At 74.5% G+C, this 20,032-nt stretch carries 15 protein-coding genes; 5 read left to right on the top strand and 10 right to left on the bottom strand.

Features of this window, described 5'->3' with window-relative positions; translation table 11 throughout:
• Positions 1–109: 109 nt before the first annotated feature.
• Positions 110–283 carry an MmyB family transcriptional regulator gene (locus SCA03_RS35065; RefSeq protein ID WP_158102391.1) on the top strand — a complete coding sequence of 58 codons (174 nt, stop codon included), beginning with the start codon at positions 110–112 and terminating at the stop codon, positions 281–283.
• A gap of 235 nt (positions 284–518) precedes the next feature.
• Here the strand turns inward: SCA03_RS35065 and SCA03_RS12005 are convergent, their stop codons facing one another.
• On the bottom strand, positions 519–2,015 hold the full coding sequence (locus tag SCA03_RS12005) for a HEAT repeat domain-containing protein (protein ID WP_141275371.1): 1,497 nt from the start codon (positions 2,013–2,015) through the stop codon (positions 519–521).
• A 313-nt stretch (positions 2,016–2,328) separates the two neighbouring features.
• Here SCA03_RS12005 and SCA03_RS12000 point away from each other — a divergent pair, with 313 nt between their 5' ends.
• Complete coding sequence (locus tag SCA03_RS12000) at positions 2,329–3,933, top strand: PP2C family protein-serine/threonine phosphatase (protein ID WP_086815318.1); 1,605 nt, start codon at positions 2,329–2,331, stop codon at positions 3,931–3,933.
• 84 nt (positions 3,934–4,017) lie between these two features.
• On the opposite strand, the gene SCA03_RS11995 is transcribed toward SCA03_RS12000, so the two are convergent.
• Entirely contained in the window at positions 4,018–5,550 is a 1,533-nt protein-coding gene (locus SCA03_RS11995; RefSeq protein ID WP_086815317.1) for a DNA-binding protein NsdB, read from the bottom strand.
• Between the two features lie 375 nt (positions 5,551–5,925).
• On the opposite strand from SCA03_RS11995, the gene SCA03_RS11990 reads away from it, so the two are divergent.
• The gene (locus tag SCA03_RS11990; RefSeq protein ID WP_030884771.1) at positions 5,926–7,104 is read left to right on the top strand and encodes a phosphotransferase family protein; all 1,179 of its coding nucleotides are present in this window, start codon (positions 5,926–5,928) and stop codon (positions 7,102–7,104) included.
• A gap of 377 nt (positions 7,105–7,481) precedes the next feature.
• Positions 7,482–9,428: an N-acetylmuramoyl-L-alanine amidase gene (locus SCA03_RS11985; protein WP_086815320.1), complete on the top strand. Its 1,947-nt coding sequence runs from the start codon at positions 7,482–7,484 to the stop codon at positions 9,426–9,428.
• On the opposite strand, the gene SCA03_RS11980 is transcribed toward SCA03_RS11985, so the two are convergent.
• The 7 genes from SCA03_RS11980 to SCA03_RS11950 form a co-directional block, all read right to left on the bottom strand.
• A complete protein-coding gene (locus tag SCA03_RS11980) occupies positions 9,415–11,919 on the bottom strand; it encodes a glycoside hydrolase family 95 protein (protein ID WP_086815316.1) in 2,505 nt (834 codons plus the stop codon). The two genes, SCA03_RS11985 and SCA03_RS11980, sit on opposite strands and share 14 nt — an antisense overlap.
• A 126-nt stretch (positions 11,920–12,045) precedes the next feature.
• Positions 12,046–12,546 (bottom strand): glycosyltransferase family protein, encoded by a 501-nt coding sequence (locus SCA03_RS11975; RefSeq protein WP_030884765.1) that lies wholly within the window; start codon positions 12,544–12,546, stop codon positions 12,046–12,048.
• A gap of 128 nt (positions 12,547–12,674) precedes the next feature.
• Complete coding sequence (locus tag SCA03_RS11970) at positions 12,675–12,893, bottom strand: DUF397 domain-containing protein (RefSeq protein WP_030884763.1); 219 nt, start codon at positions 12,891–12,893, stop codon at positions 12,675–12,677.
• Between the two features lie 205 nt (positions 12,894–13,098).
• Positions 13,099–14,274 carry a thiolase family protein gene (locus tag SCA03_RS11965; RefSeq protein WP_030884762.1) on the bottom strand — a complete coding sequence of 392 codons (1,176 nt, stop codon included), beginning with the start codon at positions 14,272–14,274 and terminating at the stop codon, positions 13,099–13,101.
• A complete protein-coding gene (locus SCA03_RS11960) occupies positions 14,271–15,443 on the bottom strand; it encodes a thiolase family protein (RefSeq protein ID WP_051846135.1) in 1,173 nt (390 codons plus the stop codon). Before SCA03_RS11960 ends, SCA03_RS11965 begins: the two co-directional genes overlap by 4 nt.
• The gene (locus SCA03_RS11955) at positions 15,440–16,423 is read right to left on the bottom strand and encodes a Zn-ribbon domain-containing OB-fold protein (protein ID WP_030887677.1); all 984 of its coding nucleotides are present in this window, start codon (positions 16,421–16,423) and stop codon (positions 15,440–15,442) included. The genes SCA03_RS11960 and SCA03_RS11955 overlap by 4 nt, the downstream gene beginning before the upstream one ends.
• Before the next feature lie 130 nt (positions 16,424–16,553).
• Positions 16,554–17,357, bottom strand: a complete 804-nt coding sequence (locus SCA03_RS11950; RefSeq protein ID WP_030884752.1) for a crotonase/enoyl-CoA hydratase family protein — start codon at positions 17,355–17,357, stop codon at positions 16,554–16,556.
• 242 nt (positions 17,358–17,599) lie between these two features.
• On the opposite strand from SCA03_RS11950, the gene SCA03_RS11945 reads away from it, so the two are divergent.
• Entirely contained in the window at positions 17,600–19,231 is a 1,632-nt protein-coding gene (locus SCA03_RS11945) for an acyl-CoA synthetase (RefSeq protein WP_030887680.1), read from the top strand.
• 35 nt (positions 19,232–19,266) lie between these two features.
• Here SCA03_RS11945 and SCA03_RS11940 read toward each other — a convergent pair whose 3' ends face one another.
• Complete coding sequence (locus SCA03_RS11940) at positions 19,267–20,001, bottom strand: alpha/beta fold hydrolase (protein ID WP_086815315.1); 735 nt, start codon at positions 19,999–20,001, stop codon at positions 19,267–19,269.
• Between the last annotated feature and the right edge of the window lie 31 nt (positions 20,002–20,032).

Raw genomic sequence — 20,032 nt, 5'->3', positions numbered from 1 at the left:
GTCCACGCCGCACATCCGCAGGACCCGGCGCCGTCCGGACTCCTCGCCGCATGTCTCGCCCACGACGAGGAGTTCGCGCGCCTGTGGGACGAGCGAAACGTTGTGGCCGGTGGCCGGTGGCCGGCGGCCGGGGCAGCAGGCCGTACACCATCCCGAAGCCGGGGTGCTCGCACTGCACTTCGAGGTGCTCGTGCCGCTCCAGGCCCCGGACCAGCGGCTGATGCTCTGCCGCGCGGCGGACGACGAGACCCAGGCGGCGCTGGACCGGCTGTGCGCACGGTGACGACACCGCACGGCCCGCCACGCGAGGCTCCGTCCGCGTCACGGGGTGCACGGCACACGGGGCCCGTCACGCGTTGCACTCCACGGGCGTTCGGGCTGGCGGGCGGCCCGTGGCTGCGTGCCGGGCCGCCGTGCGCACACCGTCGGGCCCCGGCGCCAGGCGGCCGGCTGCCCGCGCCCGCTCAACGGCGCCTCGGCGGGGGCGTGTCGGGCGCGGGGCCGGCCGGTGGAAGGCGTCAGCGTGCGAGCCGGCCGCGTACCGCGCTCTGCACTCCGGCCTCCTCAGCCGGATCGGCGGCGAGCCTGCGCAGTCGTTCGACGACGCGGTCGTCCCCCGTGGCGGCGTGCTGGGCGGCCACCTCCCGGGTGGACTCCTCGCAGTCCCACAGGCACTCGATGGCGAACCCGGCGGCGAAGGACGGATCGGTGGCGGAGAGCGCGCCGGCAGTACGGCCGCGCAACTGGGACGAGGCGGTCTCGCGGTAGATGTGCCGCAGGATGGGCGCGGCGCAGTGGATGGACAGGCGTCCGGCGCCGTCGACGAGCGGCCACAGCGCGGGGCTGTCGGGGCCCTCCAGGCGGACGGTGCGGCGCAGCGCGGCGAGGACGGCGTCGGCGTCGGAGGCGCCGCCGCGGCAGGCGAGCATCTCGGCGGCGGCCGACGCGAGGCCCTCGGGCAGCGAGTTCTCGGGGGCTGCCGCCCACTGCCGGGCGCGGGCGAGGGCGGCAGCCGAGCGCATCCGGGCGAAGGCGGTCAGGGCGGGCCGGGAGACGTCCGGCGAGGGGTCGGCGGCGGCGTGCTCGATGAGGTCCAGCACGTCGGGGTCGTCGCGATCGGCGAGGTGCCGCAGCGCGGCACAGCGGGCGGCTTCCCGGGGGCCGCGCGCGGCGGCCAGCAGCAGCGGGCGGTCCTCCGGCCCGGCGACGGCGGACAGACAGCGGGCGGCCGGTGCCTCCCGGTGCAGCCGGGGGTGCTGTTCGTAGCCGTCCTGTGCCCAGTCGAGGATCTCCTGGACGCTCCAGCCGGGCCGTGGCCCCGGTGTGCGCAGTTGGCGTTGCCAGCGGTCGAAGGAGCCGCGTTCCTGGACGCGGAGCAGGCGTTCGGCCTGTTCGGGGTGGGCCGGGTCCTCGGCCCACAGCCGCCAGGGCCGGGGCTCGAACGCGTCCCGGGCGGCGGCGGCCAGTTCGGCGTCGCCCTCGGGGGTCTGCGGGAAGCGGGAGAGGACGGCGGGGCCGAGCAGCCGGAGCCCGGCGTCGTCGTCCCGCACGGCGAGTTCGTCCAGCGCCCACTGCCAGTTGGCGCCGACGGTGGCGTATCTGCGCAGCAGGCGCAGCGGCGCGTTGTCGGCGGCGGCGGACGGCTCTGCGCCTGCCGGGTGCTCCCCCGGGCCGGCCGCGTACGAGGCGAGGTGGCCGAGCACGGAGAGCGCGAGCCCGGTGCGGGCCTCGGCCTCCTCGGGGCCGCACAGCGCGTCCTCGGGGGCGAAGAGGTGGCGCTCCAGATCGTCGAGCGGCGCGTCCAGATCCCTGTGCAACCGGGCGTAGTAGAGCGAGCGGTGCTCGACCTGCCAGTCCCTCCTGGGGTCGTGCAGGAGGCAGTGCCGCAGTGCCGCGAGCGCTTCGGAGCGCGGCGCCGCGAGAGCGTGCAGCGTCCCGTCGCCACGGCCCCTCTGGAGGAGGCCGAGCAGCGTGCCGCTGGGCGCTATGTCTGAATCGACGGAATCGACGAACATAAGAGTCAGCATCCGGTGCGGGGGTTCGACTGGCAACGGGATTTCCGTTGCCCGCCATTCTTGCCGGTGACCGTTTTTCTACTCATGGGTTCTACCCCTGTGAGCAGGTGTCCGGTCAAGAGCCGGAGCCTACCCGGAAGTGCCCGTTCCACCGACCCCGGGCCGTGCATCTCCGCCCTCCGCCCGTGCCTCCACCTGCACCGGGGGACATATGCCCGTAGCACCACCGCATCGGGTATTGCCGAATCCCTTACGGACGGTCGTGGGCTGTGTCACAGTCGTAACCGTCCCTGCCCCGTATCGGAGACATTCCATGCCGTCCCATCTCGATGCGGATCACTCCGCCGTACAGCCCCCGGAGCGGGGCGCGCTGGACGCCCTCATCACACAGACGCGCCGGCTACGCGGCGGTGTCGACGCGGTACGGCGCGGCACCGGCGGCGAGAGCGAGGAGGACGCGGGGCTGCGCCTGCGCTGGCAGCGCGCGCTCTGCGAGCTGGCCGTGCACCAGCTCGACGATCTCGGCGGCCATCTCGACCAGCTGCGCGACGGCCTCCCCGCCGCCCCCGGCGAGGCCGGGGTGCCGGGCAGCCCCCTGGCCTGGGACGAGCCGCCCTCCCCTCCCGGCGGGGAGACGACGGACACCTACGGCACCCTGGGCGCCGCCTACGGCGCGGTGCCGACCCCGCGCGCCTCCGCACCGCTCACCTCCACCGCACCGCTGGTGAGCCGGGTCGGCAGCGCGGAGTGGAACCTGCTCACGGACGAGGTCTCCTGGTCCGACGAGCTGTACGCGATCTTCGGGCGCACCCACACGGACGGCCCGCTCCCGCTCGACGAACTGCCCTCCTGGCTCGTCCCCGAGGACCAGCCGGGCCTGGCGGCCGCGTTCACCGACTGCCTGGTCGACGGCCGTCCGATCGACCGGGAGTTCCGCCTCGTCCGCCCCGACGGGGCCGTACGCACCGTGCACATGGTGGGCGAACCCGTGCTCGACGACGACGGCGGCACGGCCTCCATGTGGGCCGTCGTCCGGGACGTCAGCGAGCTGCGCCGCAGCGAACGCGCCGTCCAGGAGACCGGCGACACCCTGCGCCGCGAGCGCCACCTCGCCCAGGCCGAACGCCGGCTCGCCGTCGAGCTCCAGGAGTCGGTCCTGCCGCCCTGGCGCGGCGCGCCCCGGTTCCACCACGGGGACGCACCGGCCGGCGGCGCGCTGGATCTGGCCGCGCACTACCTGCCGTCGGCGACGGGCGCGCTGATCGGCGGCGACTGGTACGACGCGATGGAACTGCCCGACGGCTCCACGCTGTTGACGGCCGGGGACCTGACCGGACACGGCGTCGCCGCCACCTCCGGCATGGCCATGCTGCTGGGTGCCATCCGGGGCATGGCCGTCGCCGGGATCAGCCCGGGCGCCCTCATGGAACACCTCAACCAGCTGCTGGACTCGGCCGCACAGCCCGCCCTCGGCAGCGCCGTGTGCTGCCGCTACGCGCCCGAGGAGCGCACCCTCACCTGGGCGCAGGCCGGCCACCCCCCGCCGCTGCTCTTCCGCGGCGGCGAGGGGCGGGCGCTCGACCGCCCCGAGGGCGTGCTCCTCGGCGTCGCCACCGGCGCCGCGTACGAGGAACGCACCGAACAGCTGTCCCCCGGCGACCTGCTGGTGCTGCACACCGACGGACTCGCGCCGCGCAGCACCCAGTTGGGCGCCCCGGCGGACCAGGCCGGGACGGCGGACGGGGACGAGGCGGCCGGAACCGAGCCGCGCACCGGGACCGAACGGCTGCTGGGCCTGGCGGCACGGTTCGGTGACGCCCGTACGGCACAGGAGTGCGTACGCGCCGTCGCCGAGGAGTTCGGCGACCGCGAACGCGAGGACGACGCCTGCGTGTTGGTCGCCCGGGTGGGCTCCTGACCCTCCGGCGGAAACGTCCGGCCGTCCGGTGGGCGCGTCGCGCTCCCTCCTCCCCGGTGGGCGCCGGGACGGGGAGCGCGGGGCTCACACGGCGCGCACCTTCCCGAACCCCCGCATCCCCTGAGAACTCTTCACCTCCTGCGGGCTCTTGAGCCCCCGGGGGCCCGCGGCGGGCCTGGGTGCCTGGGGCAGCGCGTCGGCGATCTCGTCGCGCAGCTCGTCGACCCGCTGGTAGCCGGCGTACCGGCCGGTGAGGCGGTACATCTCACGGAGTCTGTCCCAGGTGCGGTGCGAGGAGTTCTCGCTGATGGACAGCAGGGCGAGCCGGGCGTAACGGTCGGCCTGCTCGGGCTCGTCCGAGAGGAAGCAGGCGGACGCCATGGACAGATAGTCGAAGATCTTGGAGCGGTCGCACCCCTGCCGGCGCAGCGCGAGTGCGCGGTCGGCATGGCGTTCGGCGATACGGGCCGCGGCCGGTTCGTGGTCGGCGAGCGTACGGAACGCGAGCGCCTGCATGCCGTGCAGATCGGCCTCGTCGAACATCTGCATCCAGCTGGGCGAGGGCACGTCGGCCTGGTCGGAGCCGAAGAGTTCCTCCGCCTTGCCGAGGGTGCGCCGCATCGCCTGGCCGCGCCCCATGGACGCCTGGGCCCACGCCTCGATGGTGTGCAGCATGGCGCGGGTGCGCGGCAGGGTCTCCGGACCCGAGCCGGTGTGCGCCAGCTCCACGAGGTCCAGCGCGTCGTCGGGGCGGCCGAGGTGCACCATCTGGCGTGCGGCGCGGGAGAGCGCCTCGCCCGCGCGGGGCCGGTCGCCGCCCTCGCGCGCGGCGTGCGCGGCGATGATGAAGTACTTCTGCGCGGTGGGCTCCAGGCCCACGTCGTGCGACATCCAGCCGGCCAGCACCGCCAGGTTGGCGGCCACGCCCCACAGCCGCTGCTGGAGATGCTCGGGGTGCCGGTAGGCGAGCATGCCGCCCACCTCGTTGAGCTGGCCCACCACCGCCTTGCGCTGGAGTCCGCCGCCGCGTGCCGCGTCCCAGGCGCGGAACACCTCGACGGAGCGCTCCAGCGCGGCGACCTCCTGCGCCCCCACCGGGGCCGCCTCGTACCGGTCGAAGGACGCCGGTGCCGCCGAGGCCGTGCCGGTGTGCGCACCGGACGCCTGGGCGCGCTCGGCGCCGAGCCAGTCGTGCATGGCACTGCTGAGTGCCGATCCTGCGGCGAGCGCGGTGCCCGCGCCCACCAAGCCGCGTCGGTTGAGCATGAGGTCCATTCCCGTGAATTCGGTGAGGACCGCGGCAACCTGACCGGAGGGCAGCGGCAGCCCCTCCAGGGACCTGCCATTCCCCGCCTGCCCCGGCTTGCTGAACCCGAGGTCCTCGGTGGTCACGACACGGCCGAGTCGCTCGGTGAACAGGGACGCCAGCACCTTCGGTACCGGATCTCGCGGGATCTCCCCCGTCTCGATCCAACGACGCACCCGCGAGGTGTCGGTCGCCAGTTGTGCGTATCCCATCGCTGCCGCCTGCCGGTTCACGAGCCGGGCGAGTTCGCCCTTGGACCAGCCGGCGAGGGCGAACAGGTCCGCAAGGCGTGCGTTGGGTCCCTTGGTCACGTCAAGCCCCCAGGTTCTCGGCTGAGTTGACCGTATCCCGCAGCGGGCCGGTACACCCGGTCCGGCGAGCATTCGCCAGGGTTCGCCAGGGTGCGCCAGATGGTGTGCCACCCGTCGCCGGGTGTCGTGTAGGAACGCGCCACCCCGGCCACCGGCCGAGGCGTCCGGGAACGGCCCGGGAGCCCGGAGCCCTCCGGGTCCCCCGGGAACGACGGGCAGCCGGCCGGGAACCGTCCGAGAACCGCGCAGACCGTACGGCCCGCATTCCCCAGGGTGCTCAGGCCGTACGGACCGGCGGTACCCGGGCGGCGGCCGGCCCCCGGCGGGCCGGGGAGGCGCGTACACCGTCGGCACACGAAGGGATCCTGCTCGCCCATGTATTCAGCAACGTCCCCCGTGTCCGCGCCGTCGCGCCCACGCGGTCCGCGGCCGGTGCCCCTGCGCGGCAGGGGACCCGCCGTGGCCGCGCCCGAGCCCTCGCGCGCGGCCGGCCCGTACCCGGGTGTTCCGCAGCCGGGTGGCGGACGGCCGCGGGGACTGCGCGGGGCCCTCCCGGCCCAGCTGAGCGGGAGGCTGGATCTGTCGGGGCCGCAGGGCGCACAGCTGCGTGCCGCCGTCGCGACCGTCCAGCGGATCTGTCCCGGCTTCACCCCTCTCCAGCTGCTGCGGCGCCGGGGCCGTACGGTGCTGCTGGCCGGCACGGCGGGGCGCAACACGGTGATCGCCAAGTGCCTGATCGAGCCCACGCCCGCCTGGAAGGAACGCTTCGGTCACGAAATAGCCGCTTACCGCGCCTTCGCCCGGCAGCGGCCCCCGGTGCGTGTCCCGCGGCTGATCGCCGCCGATCCGGATGCCTGTGTCCTGGTGATCGAGCGCGTCCCCGGCAGGGTGGCGGCGGCGCAGCGCCATCCCCTCGAACCGCCGCCGCGCACCGATCTGCGCGTGGTGCTCGGCGCCTATCACCGCGTCAACCTGTGGGAGCCGCCGCGGGAGCTGTTCGTCCGCCCGGTCGACTATCCGGCCCGGATCGCGCGCTACCACGAGCAGGGTCTGCTGACGGACCGGGACACCGGCGATCTGCAAAAGCTGCTGCACGGCATCGCGCGGCCCGGACGCGGCGGCCCGGCCTGGCAGTTCTGCCACGGCGACGCGCTGCTGACGAATGTGCTGCTCGGCCCGGCCGGGCCGGCGCTGGTCGACTGGGAGCACGCCGGCTGGTACCTGCCGGGCTACGACCTGGCCACGCTGTGGGCCGTGCTGGGGGACGCGCCGCTGGCCCGGCGGCGGATCAGCCGGCTCGCCCAGTCGGGCGGCCCGCTCGAACGGGACGCGTTCCTGGTGAACCTCATGCTGGTGCTCACCCGGGAGATCCGTACCTACGAGAACGCGGTGCAGCGCACCATGCGGGAGGCCCCGTCGGTGACGTCCGCCGCGGTCGCGGTGCCGCCGGGCACGATGGCCACCGGAGAGGAGCAACGGCTGCTGCTGCGGCGGCTGCACGACGACTGCGCGATGGCGCGGCGTGCGGTACGCGCGGCGGTCGGCACCCGCTGAGCAGGGCTTTCGCCGGGCCCGGCGACGAGGCGCGTCCGGCCCGGCCCGAAGTGCGGTCTCCCGGTGCTCCACGGATGATTGACGGATCGTCGGCCCGCGGCTACCTGTGTGTCTGCGCGCGCCGGTGATCCCACGGCGCACTGTCCGAGGAGGCCGCATTGTCAGGTACGCCAGGGCCCCGTCAGCACCGTAGCCACGGTGGTCACCACGACCGCAGTTCCCCACTCGACCGTCCGGCCGCCGGCGGCAGCGGTGGCACCGGCCACACGGGGCAGCCCGGCCCGGCCGGTCCGGCCGAATCCGCCGACCCTTCCAGACGCAGCGGGCGCGCCGGACGCAGCCGGCGCCGCTCGGCCCGGCGCGGCGCGCGGCTGACGCTGCTGGGCGCCGCCTCGGCCGCACTCGTGTTCCCCCTGCTTCCGGGGCCGCAGGCGACGGCCGGCCAGCCCGGTGGCGGCACGCTGGAGAATCGGTTCACCGAGGCGGCCGAACGCTACGACGTGCCGCGCGAGGTGCTGATGGGCGTCGCCTATCTCCAGTCGCGCTGGGACACCCACGAGGGAGCGCCCAGCGTCTCCGGCGGCTACGGGCCGATGCATCTGACGGACGCCCGCACCGCGCTGAACCGTTCCGCCGGGCACCACCACCCCGACGGCGACGACGACGCCCGCGGCGACACCCGCCGTCCCGCGCAGCGCACGGCCTCCGCCGGGCGCCCGGCGGACGGGAAGCGGGCCGGCGGCTCGGAGCCGCTGCCCGCGCGGCTGCGCACGCTGGAGCGTGCGGCCGGGCTGACGGGGCTGCCGCGCGAGCGGCTGCGCGACTCGGCCGAGGCCAACATCCTCGGCGGCGCCGCCCTGTTGGCGGATGCACAGCGGCGCCTCGGCCACCGGCCGAGCGCCGACCCGGCCGACTGGTACGACGCCGTGGCGGCCTACCCCGGCGGCGGCCGCAAGGCCGAGGCCACCGCGTTCGCCGACGACGTGTTCGACGTGCTGCGCGAGGGCGCGCGGCGCACCACGGACACCGGGGAGACGGTCACGCTGCCGGCCAGGCCCGGGCTGACCGCGGCGGACTCCGGCGCACGCGGCCGCGCCGCACGCGGGCCCGAGTGCCCGCGCACCGTGGACTGCGAGTGGCTGCCCTCGCCCTACGAGAAGTACAAGAACGAGCAGGGCGAGGAGGACTACGGCAACCACGACCGCACCCGGCGGCCCGGCTCGCAGCGCATCGACCACATCGTCATCCACGACACCGAGGAGACCTGGGAGAAGTCGCTCCGCCTCGTGCAGGACCCCGAGTACGTGTCGTGGAACTACACGCTGCGCGCCTCGGACGGGCACATCGCCCAGCACGTGCGGGCGAAGGACACCGCCTGGCACGCGGGCAACTGGTACATCAACTCCACCTCGGTCGGGCTGGAGCACGAGGGCTTCCTCGCCGACCCGGACGCCTGGTACACGGAGGCGATGTACCGCAGTTCGGCGCGGCTCGTGCGGTACCTGGCCGACCGCTACGACATCCCGCTGGACCGCCAGCACGTCCTCGGCCACGACAACGTGCCGGGGACGACCCCGTCGGCCGTCAAGGGCATGCACACCGACCCGGGCCCGTACTGGGACTGGGACCACTACTTCCGGCTGCTGGGCAAGCCGTTCGTGCCGCACGGCGGCCCCCGCTCGAAGCTGGTGACGATCCGGCCGGACTACGCGACGAACCGTCCCCCGTACACCGGGTGCGAGACCAAGGGCGAACCGTGCAGGCCGCACGGCTCCGGCGCCGTCCGGCTGCACTCGGCGCCCGACGCGTCGTCCCCGCTGGTGAAGGACATCGGGCTGCGGCCGGACGGCTCGCCGTCCACCACGGACGTCAACGACGTCGGCGCCCGGGCCTCCACCGGGCAGCAGTACGCGGTGGCCGGGCGCAAGGGCGACTGGACGGCCGTCTGGTACCTCGGGCAGAAGGCGTGGTTCCGCAACCCGCGCTCCGTACCGGCCGCCGTGCCCGCGCGCGGCACCGTGGCCGAGCCGCGGCCCGGCGCGCAGGAGATCCCGGTCTACGGCCGTGCCTATCCGGAGAAGTCCGCCTACCCGAAGGGCGTACCGGCGCAGGAGCTGACCCCGCTGCCGTACACCGTCCGGGCCGGGCAGCGGTACGTGGTGGGAGGGACGACGCACGGTGCGTATCTGTACGCTTCCGGGTTCGATCCGGACGCCTCCGGGTTCCGGGTGGTGCGCGGCAAGCAGCGCTACTACCAGATCCAGCTCGGGCACCGGGTGGCGTTCGTGAAGGCCGAGGACGTGCGGCTGGTCAACGTGCGCTGATCCGGCGTGCGATGAGCGTGTAGGTGTGGCCCGCGAGGGCGGTGAGCACGAGCGTGCCGCCGCCCTCGCGGCGTACGGCGAGGGTCCGCCGGGCCGTGCGGTCGCGGACGGTGACGTCCCGGCCGACGCCGGTGAGGCGCAGGTCGCCGTCGCGTCCGGTGCGCAGCGTCGCACGGTGCAGCCGCCCGCCGGACCAGTCGAGGCCGACGGTGACGTCTCCGGCGGCACGCAGCCCGCGCACGCTGCCGTCGGGCCAGGCGGCGGGGAGGGCGGGCAGCAGGTCGAGGCTGTCGCGGTGGGACTGGAGGAGCATCTCGACGACGCCCGCCGTGGCGCCGAAGTTGCCGTCGATCTGGAACGGCGGGTGGGTGTCCCACAGGTTCGGCAGGGTGGAGTCCTTCAGGAGCTGGTGGAACATCGTGTGGGCGTGGTCGCCGTCGTGCAGCCGCGCCCAGAAGTTGATCTTCCATGCCTTGCTCCAGCCCGTTCCGCCGTCGCCGCGTGCGGTCAGCGTGACCTTCGCGGCCTCGGCGTGCGCGCTGCCCGGCTCGATGGCCCCGGCCGGGTGCAGGGCGTAGAGGTGGGAGATGTGCCGGTGGGTGTCCGTCCGGTCGTCGAGGTCGTTCTTCCACTCCTGGAGCTGGCCCCAGGAGCCGATGCGCAGGCCGGGGTCGAGCCGGTCGAGCGCGGAGCGCAGCTCGGTGCGCAGGGCGGGGTCGGCGTCCAGTTCGCGGGCCGCCGCCAGGGTGGTGGTCAGCAGTTCGTGGACGATCTGCTGGGACATGGCGGCGCCCGCGGTGAAGTCGCCGTGCTCGGGCGAGTAGCTGATGCCCGCGACGAGCTTTCCGTCCCGCGGGTCGGTGTGCAGGGTGTCGAGCCAGAACCGGGCCGCGCCCTTCATCGCGGGGTAGGCGGTTTCGCGCAGGAAGCGGGTGTCGCGGCCGAAGCGCCAGTGCTCCCACAGGTGGCGGCACAGCCAGGCAGCGGCCTCCGGGAACCAGAAGGCGGTCGGGTAGTCGTGCACGCCGGTGAAGCCGAAGGGGTTGGTCTCGTTGTGCACGACCCAGCCGCCGGCTGCGAACATCCGCTCGGCCGAGACCTCGCCGGGGGCGCGCAGGGCCGTGAGGAAGCGGTGCAGGGGCTCGGCGGTCTCCGCGAGGTTGGCGGTGTGCGCAGGCCAGTGGTTCATCTGGAGGTTGATGTTGCCGTGGTAGTCCGCCGACCAGGGCGGTTCGGTGCTGTGGTTCCACACGCCCTGGAGGTTGGGCGGCAGCGAGCCGGGCCGGGAGGAGGCGATCAGCAGATAGCGGCCGTAGGCGAAGTGCAGGGCCTCCAGCGCCCGGTCCGCCTCCGGGTCGCCCTGCCCGTATCCGCTCAGCAGCCGGTCGGTGGGCACGTCGGGGAGCTCGCCGCCGAGGTCGAGCCGGACGCGGCCGAACAGCGCCCGGTGGTCGGCGAGGTGGTCGGTGCGCAGCTGCTCGTAGCCCTGCTGTCCGGCGGCGTCGACGGCGGCGGTGACGCGCCCGTGCGGGTCCTCGCCGCGGTAGCGCGGGTAGCGGTCGGCGTAGTCGGTGCCGGCGGCGAGGACGAACCAGGCGCTGTCGGCGCCCGTGACGGTCACGCTGCCGTCCGCCGCGTCGGTGCGGGTGCCGCCCTCGGTGTGCAGCTGGAGCTGTGCCTCGTACCGCATGCCGTTGTCCGGGAGCCGGCCGGACGCGGTGATCCGCCCGTGCCGGGCGGTGACGCGGGCGCCGTCGTGCGGGACGGCCAACCGCACGGTGAACGAGATCCGGCCGGGGGCACCGGGGGTGTCCGCCGTGGCTGCCGCGCCGGCGGGTCGTGCGGTGATCCGGCCGACGAGGGCGCCGGCCGGGTGGGAGGCGAAGAACTCCCGGCGGTGGGTGGCGTCGCCGGTCTCGTAGCGGACGGTGGCGAGCGCGTCGGCGATGTTCAGCTCGCGGCGGTAGCCCGCCGGCCGCTCGGGTGCGTCGGGGAAGGTCAGCAGCAGCTCGCCGAACGGCTGGTAGGCGCCGTAGCCGGTCCTGGGCCGGCCGAGGGCCGCGGCGACCTTCGCGGGGTCGGCCCTGCCGTCGGTGTCGATGGTGCGCTGCACCTCGTCCAGCTTCTCGGTGCGCGGCTCGGGCCAGTTGCCGAAGTCGTAGCCGTCGGCTCCCGGGCCGCCGGTCCACAGCGTCTTCTCGTTGAACTGGAGCCGCTCGTCCGCGACGCCGCCGAAGACCATGGCGCCGAGCGCGCCGTTGCCCACCGGGAGCGCCTCCCGCTCCCAGTCCCGCGCGGGCGCTTCGTACCGGAGCGTGTCCGCGGCCCGGGCCGGGGAGCCCGAGCGAGCGGAGCGGGATACATCGGAGGGATTCCCCCCTCCCCTGCCCTGTGCACCGGCCGGCACGGCGGTGGAACCGGCCGTGGCCAGCACGGCTCCTCCGATCAGGGCGCCCTTGACTGCGGCTCTTCGGGACACGTGCGGATACATCGACGGCCTCCTGCTGGCAGCGCGAGCGACAACCGGTGTCGAGCAGCCGTCAGGCTAGAGATCCGATGAAACCCATGACAAGGGGCCGGACACGCACGGTCCGGAACAGCGGCGGGCGGGCCGGGTTCAGCGCTGCTGGAACAGCTCGGCGGGCAGCGGCTTGAGCAGCGCGTACAGGTCGTTCGTGATGGGGCGGTCCCAGCTGGCGATGGTCACCAGCACGCCGTCGCTCCGGTCGAACTGGACGCAGGAGATCCGGTCCTCGGAGAGCTTGATGCGCCGGACGATCAGCAGGTTGTCCTCGTGCATCACCGGGTCGTCCTCGGTGCTCACCACCTCGACCGGCTCGTCGTTCTCCAGCGCGGCCAGCAGCTGTGTCACCTCGAAGGGCACCTGGTCCTCGCCGACCTCACGCGCCGGGGAGCCCTCCGGCAGATTGCCGATGACCATCGCGGGACCGCGGCCGCCGAACAGGTCGTAGCGCAGAAAGACGCCCTGGCAGGTGCCGTCCGGAGCAGGAAGCAGTCCGGCGCCGAGATTTCCCGGCCAGTCGGACGGATCCATGGCCAGGACATCGAAGTCCGGGCCTGCTGGCACGGAGGCACTGCGGCGGCGGAGGAACGACATGCCGCAATAGTACGTGCCCGGCCCGGCGCCCTCACCGCCAGTCTCCCCGTCGGCGCACGGGTCTTCCGTCCGGCCCCGGCCCGTCCCGCACGGCCGGACCGCGCTGCCCGCAGCCCCGCGCGCCCGGCTCAGGTCAGGTCGAAGTCGCCCTCGCGCGCACCGCGTACGAAGGCGCGCCACTCCCCCGGGTCGAAGATCAACGCGGGCCGCTCGGGGCGGCGTCCGTGCCGCATCGCGATGAAGCCCTCGACGAAGGCGATCTCGACATCGCCCCTGCCGCGGGTGCCCGAGTGCCACTCGGCACGGCTCAGATCGAGTTCCGGCTGGTCGGTGGTGCTGTGGGCCACGCCTTCTCCTCCCGGTCGTCGTCCGGGCGCCACCCTAACCACGCCCCGGGCGCCCCGGACAGGCCGCGTCACGAGGAAAGCCGGGCGGCTCGCGGGGCTGCCGGGGCGGCGGGACGGTGTGCAACACGGCACGGGCAGCGGGTGGTTGGGCCGGTGCCCCGGCAGGAGGTGAGCCCGCCGGCCGCCTGCCGGGACCGCCGGGCGGCTACCCCGCGGGCGGGCGGTCCCCGACGAGCCACATGGAGAAGAACTGCGAGCCGCCACCGTAGGCGTGGCCCAGTGCGGTGCGAGCGTCCTTCACCTGGTGCTCGCCCGCGCGGCCGCGCACCTGGAGCGCCGCCTCGGCGAACCGGAGCATGCCCGAGGCGCCGATGGGGTTGGTGGACAGGACCCCGCCGGACGGGTTCACCGGCAGATCGCCGTCCAGCGCGGTCGCGCCCGACTCGGTCAGCCGCCAGCCCTCGCCCGGCTCGGCGAAGCCGAGGTTCTCCAGCCACATCGGCTCGTACCAGGAGAACGGCACGTACATCTCGACGGCGTCGATCTCCCGGCGCGGGTCGGTGATCCCGGCCTGGCGGTACACGTCCGCCGCGCAGTCGCTGCCGGCGCGCGGTGAGACGGCGTCCTTCCCGGCGAACAGCGTCGGCTCGCTGCGCATCGCCCCGCCGTGCACCCAGGCCGCAGGGCCCGGGGCGCGTCCGGCGCCGGTGCGGTCGGTGAGCACCATCGCGCAGGCGCCGTCGGAGGACGGGCAGGTCTCGGCGTAGCGGATCGGGTCCCACAGCATCGGCGAGGAGCGCACCTTCTCCAGGGTGATGTCCTCCTCGTGCAGATGCGCGTACGGGTTCTTCAGCGCGTTCCGGCGGTCCTTGCAGGCGACGACGGCGCCGATGTGGTCGGGGGCGCCGGTGCGCCGCATATAGGCGCGCACATGCGGTGCGAAGAAGCCGCCGGCGCCGGCCAGCAGCGGCTGCTGGAAGGGCACCGGGAGCGACAGGCCCCACATGGCGTTGGACTCCGACTGCTTCTCGAAGGCCAGGGTCAGCACGGTGCGGTGCACCCGCGCGGCGACGAGGTTGGCGGCGACCAGCGCGGTGGACCCGCCGACGGAGCCGGCGGTGTGCACCCGCAGCATCGGCTTGCCGACGGCGCCGAGCGCGTCGGCGAGATACAGCTCGGGCCGCATGACCCCCTCGAAGAAGTCCGGGGCCTTGCCGATGACGACGGCGTCGATGTCCGCCCAGTCCGCTCCGGCGTCCTCCAGTGCCCGCAGCGCGGCCTCGCGCACCAGGCCGGCCAGGGAGACGTCCCGGCGGGCGGCCGCGTGCCGGGTCTGTCCGACACCGACGACGGCCACCGGTTCCTTGCCCGTGCTGCTCATCGGCTCTCCTCCCGCGCCTGCGCCGCGTCCGCTCCGCCGTCCGTCCCCGGTGCGGAGGCCGCCTCGTCCGCCTCCACCACCGCCACGAGGTTGTGCTGCAACCAGGGCCCCGACGTCGCGTGCGCCACGGCCCTGCGCGAGGTGCCGCGCAGCACGCGGTCCGCCGCCTCGCCGATGCGGATCAGCCCCGCGGCCATGACCGGGTTCGCGGCCAGGGCGCCGCCGGACGGGTTGACGACCGTGTCCTCGCCCAGGCGCAGCGCCCGGCGCAGGATCACCTCCTGCGCGGTGAACGGCGCGTGCAGCTCGGCGGTGTCCGGGGCCGGTGCGCCCTCGTCGAACAGCCCGGCGCGCTCGGCGGCGAGCCGGGTCGACGGGGAGTCGGTGAGGTCGCGGACGCCCGGGCTGTGTGCCTCGATCCGGTGGTCCATGCCGCGGATCCAGGCCGGCCTGGCGCACAGCTCGCGGGCGGTGTCACCGGCGGCGAGCACGACGGCGGCGGCGCCGTCGGTCACCGGCGGCAGGTCGTGCCGGCGCAGCGGCTCGGCGAGGTAGTCGTCCGCCAGGAGTTCCTCCGGCGGCGGTGAAGAGCGCAGCTGGGCCCGGGGGTTGGCGGCGGCGGCGTTCCGGCTGCGGGCCGCGACGCCGGCCAGTTCGCGCTCGTCGGTGATCCCGGCGTCCAGCAGGGCCCGGGTCTGGAGCCCGGCGACCGCCACGGAGTCCGGCCACAGCGGGGCGAGGTAGTACGGGTCGAGGGTGCGGGTGAGGACCTCGGGCAGGTCGCCTCCCGAGGACTTGCCCCAGGAGTAGACGAGCGCGGTGTCGGCCTCGCCGGTCAGCAGCTTGACCCACGCCTCGTACAGCGCCCAGGCACCGTCCATCTCGACGTGCGACTCGGACACCGGCGGCCAGGCCCCGACGGCGTCCAGCGCCATGGTGAAGGAGAAGGGCCGTCCGGCCAGGTAGTCCGAGGAGCCGGAGCAGACGAAGCCGAGGCGCTCGGTGTCCAGGCCCGTGCGGTCCAGCACCTCGCGTACGACGGGCAGCAGCATCTCGGCCTCCGAGAGGCCGTCGGCCCGCCGCACATGGTCGCTCTGCGCGAACGCCACGACGGCCACCTCGCGCGAACCCCCCGCGCCCGCGGCCCCGTTGGGCCGGTCGTCACTCATAGCAGCTCCTTGTAGCTCTCGTAGTCCGCGTCCGGCTCCCCCGTGGGCCGGTAGTGGTCGGGGTAGCGGCTGTCCTCGGTCCAGACGGGTTCGACGCGCAGGCCCATGCGGACCTCGTCGTAGGGGATGCCGGCGATACGCCCGTGCAGGGCGAGGCCGGCGCCGTCGAGGGCGATGTGGCCGTAGACGTAGGGCACTTCGATGTCCAGGCCCTTGGCCTTGATGTTGACGACGCAGAAGGTGGTGACGGTGCCGGCCGGGCCGAGTTCGACCTGCTCGTCGGTGGCCACCCCGCAGGTGGGGCAGGCGCCGCGCGGCGGTACGTAGACCTTGCGGCATGCGGGGCAGCGTTCCCCGAGCGTGCGCCGGTCCCGGAGCGCGGCGAGGAAGCGGCTCTGGGCGCGGCCGGGTGTGTAGGTGTAGTCGAGCCGGGCGGGTGCGGTGATCCCGGTGACGGGGTCGGCGAACTCCCCGTCGTGCGGGCGGGGTTGCGCGGTGGGCGGGTCCTCGTCCGCGGGTCCGGCGTCCAGCGGTTCGAAGCAGGCGATGTCCGTGATGGCGCCGTGGCGTTCGGCGGCCCAGCGGATGCGCACCCGCATGCCCGTGCGGACCGATGCGGGCCCGCCGGGGGCGTCGAGCGCGTGCAGCAGGGCGCTGTCGGCCCCGTCGAGCCGGACGAGGACCCAGGCGAAGGGCCTGGCCAGCGGCTGGCCGCGGCGCGGGGCCGGGTTCCAGGTCCAGGTGGTGACGGTGCCGGTGGGCTCGACCTCGACGAGGGTGCGCAACTCCTGCGCGGTGACCGGGTCGTACTCGACGGGCGGTACCAGCGTCCGCCCGTCGGCGGCGGTGACGCCCAGCACGGTGCGCTCGCGCAGGCCGGTCAGGAACGCGCTCTGCACGGGTCCGAGGGAGCGGGTGAAGGGGAACTCGACGACGAGCGGCGCGCTCAGCGCACCGGTCGCGGATGCGCCCGTGGTCATGTCCGGCCTCTTTCCCCGGGATGCCGCGCGGGCTCCCGGTGTCCGTGGTGACGGTGGTCCGGTGCGCGGCGGGCCGGGTTCCGCCGGGCCGGTGGTCCGGTCCGTGGCGGGCCGGGCCCGTCGGGCGGGGTCATGCGCGGCGGTAGCGGGGCGGCCGCTTCTCGGCGAAGGCCCGTGCGCCCTCCTTGGCGTCCGCGGTCGCGAACACGGGCCAGCCGCGTTCCAGTTCGAGGGCGAGGCCGTCCGCTTCGGAGAGCGCCTCCGTGTCGTACACGCACGCCTTGACGGCCTCGACGGCGAGCGGGCCGCAGGCGTTGACGCGTTCGGCGATCTCCAGCGCCGCCTCCAGCGCGGTGCCGTCCGGGACGACGTGCCCGATCAGCCCGATCCGCTCGGCCTCGTGCGCCGTCCAGGAGCGGCCCGTCAGCAGCATCTCCATGGCGTGGGTGCGCGGGATCTGCCGTGGGAGGCGCACGGTGGAGCCGCCGAGCGGGAACAGTCCGCGGCGCACCTCGTACAGCCCGAAGACGGCGCTCTCCCCCGCGACGCGGATGTCGGTGCCCTGGAGCATCTCGGTGCCGCCGGCCACGCAGTGGCCCTCGACGGCGGCGATCACGGGCTTGCGCGGCCTGTGGTGCCGCAGCATCGCCTTCCAGTGCAGATCGGGGTCGTCCCGCAGGCGCTGCCGGTAGCCCTCGCCGGCCAGTGCGCCGCCGTCGGCGAGGGCCTTGAGGTCCATGCCGGCGCAGAAGGTACCGCCCGCCCCGGTCAGGACGACGGAGCGGATGTCGTCGTCCTCGTCGGCCTCGCACCAGCCGTCGTACAGGCCGACGAGCAGCGGCAGGGACAGTGCGTTCCTGGCCTCCGGCCGGTCGAGGGTGATGACGAGTGTGGCGCCCACACGCTCCAGGGACAGATGTTCGGTGCCGCCCATGCGGTCCTCCCGTCTCCAGGCCGGGTCCGGCGTTCCGTGAGCGGATCCGGCGGGCCCGCCACAGCGTGCAGGAGGCGCGCGTCGACTTCAAGACTCTTTCTGACAGGTAGTCAGATTTCTTGTGCCGTGCCTCTTCCCGTCCACGCCCGCCGGTGCTCTGATGACCGGCACACCGCCGATGCCGAAGACCCGCGCCCGGCCGGCAGCCGCTCGGGGACGCGCGGGCCCGGGAGGAGCGCGCCGTGGAGTACCACCTTGCCGATCTGTTCGAGTCCGTCGTCGACGCCGTACCGGACCGCGAGGCGCTGGTGTACATCGACCAGCCGCGCTCCGGGACGGAACGCAGACTCAGCTACGCGGCGCTCGACGAGGCCGCCAACCGGCTGGCCCACCATCTGGCCGCCGCCGGAACCGGCCCCGGCGACCATGTGGGGCTGCATCTGTACAACGGCGTCGAGTACGTGCAGACCCTGCTGGCCTGCCTCAAGCTGCGTGCCGTCCCGGTCAACGTCAACTACCGCTATGTCGCCGACGAGTTGGCGTACCTGTACCGGGACGCCGAGCTGACCGCGCTCGTCTTCGACGGCGAGTTCACCGACCGCGTCGCCGCCGCACAGCCGAGCGCGCCGCGCCTGCGCCACCTGGTGCGCTGCGGCCCGCCGCCCGCCGGGGCCCGCGAACCGTCCCCGGCACCCGTCGACTTCGCACAGGCCGAGCGGGACGGCTCCCCCGAGCGGGACTTCGCACCGCGCTCCGGGGACGATCTGTTCCTGATCTACACCGGCGGGACGACGGGCATGCCCAAGGGCGTCATGTGGCGCAACGAGGACCTGTTCTTCTCCGGGCTGGGCGGCGGCGCCCCGACCGGCGAGCCCGTCGCACGGCCGGAGGAACTGGCCGAGCGGGCCGCGGCGAGCGGCGAAGGGCTGGTCTTCTTCCCCGCGCCCCCGCTGATGCACGGCACCTCCACCCTGACGCTGTTCATCGGCCTGAACTACGGCCAGAAGGTCACGCTGCACCGCCGGTTCGCGCCGCACGAGGTGCTGCGCACCGTCGAGCGGGAGCGGGTGACGGCGCTCTCGCTGGTCGGCGACGCGATGCTGCGCCCGCTGGTGGACGCGCTCGACGGGCCGCTGCGCGGCGTCGACTGCTCCTCGCTGCTCGCGGTCTCCAGCTCGGGTGCGGTGCTCTCGCGCACGGTGCGCGAGCAGTTCGCCGCGCTCTGCCCGCACACCCTGCTGATCAACAACTTCGGCTCCTCGGAGTCCGGCTTCAACGGCACGGCGACCTCCGACTCCGGGGCCGGCGAGGGCCTGCGCATCACCGTCCACGAGGGCACGGCCGTCGTCGACCCGGACGGGCACACCCCGGTGCGGCCGGGTGAGGTGGGCCGGCTGGCGCTGCGCGGACATGTGCCGCTGGGCTACTGGAACGACCCGGCGAAGACCGCGGAGACCTTCTTCGAGGCGGACGGCGCACGCTGGGTGCTGCTGGGCGATGTGGCGACCGTGGACGACGCCGGCACCGTCACCGTGCTGGGCCGGGGCTCGCAGTGCATCAACACCGGGGGCGAGAAGGTGTATCCGGAGGAGGTCGAGGAGGCGCTGAAGGCGCATCCGGACATCTACGACGCGCTCGTCGCGGGCGTCCCGGACGAGAAGTGGGGGCACCGGGTGGCCGCCGTCGTCCAGCCGCGGCCGGGCGCTCCGGCGCTCACCCCGGACGCCGTGCAGGCCCACACCCGCACCCGGCTGGCCGGGTACAAGGTGCCGCGCACGATCGTGATCACCGACCGGATACAGCGCTCGCCGAGCGGCAAGGCCGACTACCGGTGGGCACGGGAGACGGCGGCCCGGGAGGGCGTCCAGGTGTGAGAGCGGACGGCCTCCCGGGCCGGAGGGGCGCCGTGTCAGCCGGCCTCGTGCACCGGGGCCGGCGTGTGTTCGGCGAGGAACTGGCGGACGGCCGAGGTGAATTCACCCGGCCTCGACTCGTGGACGAGATGGCCGGCGCCCTCGACGGTGAGGTGCCGGCCGGCGGGGATGCGCTCGGCCAGGGCCGCCAGCTCCGGCTGCGGCAGATGGCTGTCGTCGCCGCCGCCGATCACCAGCGTGGGCGCCGTGATCGCGGCGAGCCGGTCCCACCAGCGCGGCTCGGGGGCGCTGCGCCGGCCGGTCCACTCCGGCTGCGCCCGCGGGTCGAACGCCGGTGCCGCCGCGGCCGGTTCGGGCTCCGGCAGCGGCGGCTCGACGGGTGGCCGCAGCGCGTCGGGCTCCTCCAGGACGAGCAGGTCGACCCGGCCGGGATGCTCCTGCGCGAACAGGTAGGCGACGACGGCCCCGAAGGCGTGGCCGATGAGGACGGCGCGCTCGATCCCCAGCGCGTCGAGGAAGCCCAGCAGATCACCGCTGAAGTCCTCCGGCGTGCCGGAGCCCGGCTGCTCGCTCTCCCCGTGCCCGCGCAGATCGAGCGCGTACACGGGATGGGCGCCGCCGAGCTGGGAGACCAGGGGCCCGCGCCAGTCCTCACCGTCCTCGCCCAGGCAGTGCAGCAGCACGACGGGGCGGCCCTCCTCGGCGCCCCAGGCGCGGTAGGCGAGCCGCACCCCGCCGGTGCTGACGGTCCGTGTTCCGTTTCCGCTCATGGGCGGGACGGTACCCGCTCAGCCGGATGTG

The sequence above is a fragment of the Streptomyces cacaoi genome (genome assembly GCF_006539165.1).
Taxonomy (GTDB): domain Bacteria; phylum Actinomycetota; class Actinomycetes; order Streptomycetales; family Streptomycetaceae; genus Streptomyces; species Streptomyces cacaoi.
The sequence above is the reverse complement of the archived record's forward strand: the minus strand, read 5'-3'. Positions and strand labels throughout refer to the sequence as shown.

What these genes read in the sequence shown, in the direction of transcription:
- SCA03_RS12000 (WP_086815318.1), top strand. Translation starts at nt 2,329, where the DNA reads ATGCCGTCCCATCTCGATGCGGATCACTCCGCCGTACAGCCCCCGGAG.
- SCA03_RS11990 (WP_030884771.1), top strand. Translation starts at nt 5,926, where the DNA reads ATGTATTCAGCAACGTCCCCCGTGTCCGCGCCGTCGCGCCCACGCGGT.
- SCA03_RS11940 (WP_086815315.1), bottom strand. Translation starts at nt 20,001, where the DNA reads ATGAGCGGAAACGGAACACGGACCGTCAGCACCGGCGGGGTGCGGCTC.
- SCA03_RS11950 (WP_030884752.1), bottom strand. Translation starts at nt 17,357, where the DNA reads ATGGGCGGCACCGAACATCTGTCCCTGGAGCGTGTGGGCGCCACACTC.
- SCA03_RS11975 (WP_030884765.1), bottom strand. Translation starts at nt 12,546, where the DNA reads ATGTCGTTCCTCCGCCGCCGCAGTGCCTCCGTGCCAGCAGGCCCGGAC.
- SCA03_RS12005 (WP_141275371.1), bottom strand. Translation starts at nt 2,015, where the DNA reads ATGTTCGTCGATTCCGTCGATTCAGACATAGCGCCCAGCGGCACGCTG.
- SCA03_RS11960 (WP_051846135.1), bottom strand. Translation starts at nt 15,443, where the DNA reads ATGAGTGACGACCGGCCCAACGGGGCCGCGGGCGCGGGGGGTTCGCGC.
- SCA03_RS11955 (WP_030887677.1), bottom strand. Translation starts at nt 16,423, where the DNA reads ATGACCACGGGCGCATCCGCGACCGGTGCGCTGAGCGCGCCGCTCGTC.
- SCA03_RS11980 (WP_086815316.1), bottom strand. Translation starts at nt 11,919, where the DNA reads ATGTATCCGCACGTGTCCCGAAGAGCCGCAGTCAAGGGCGCCCTGATC.
- SCA03_RS11965 (WP_030884762.1), bottom strand. Translation starts at nt 14,274, where the DNA reads ATGAGCAGCACGGGCAAGGAACCGGTGGCCGTCGTCGGTGTCGGACAG.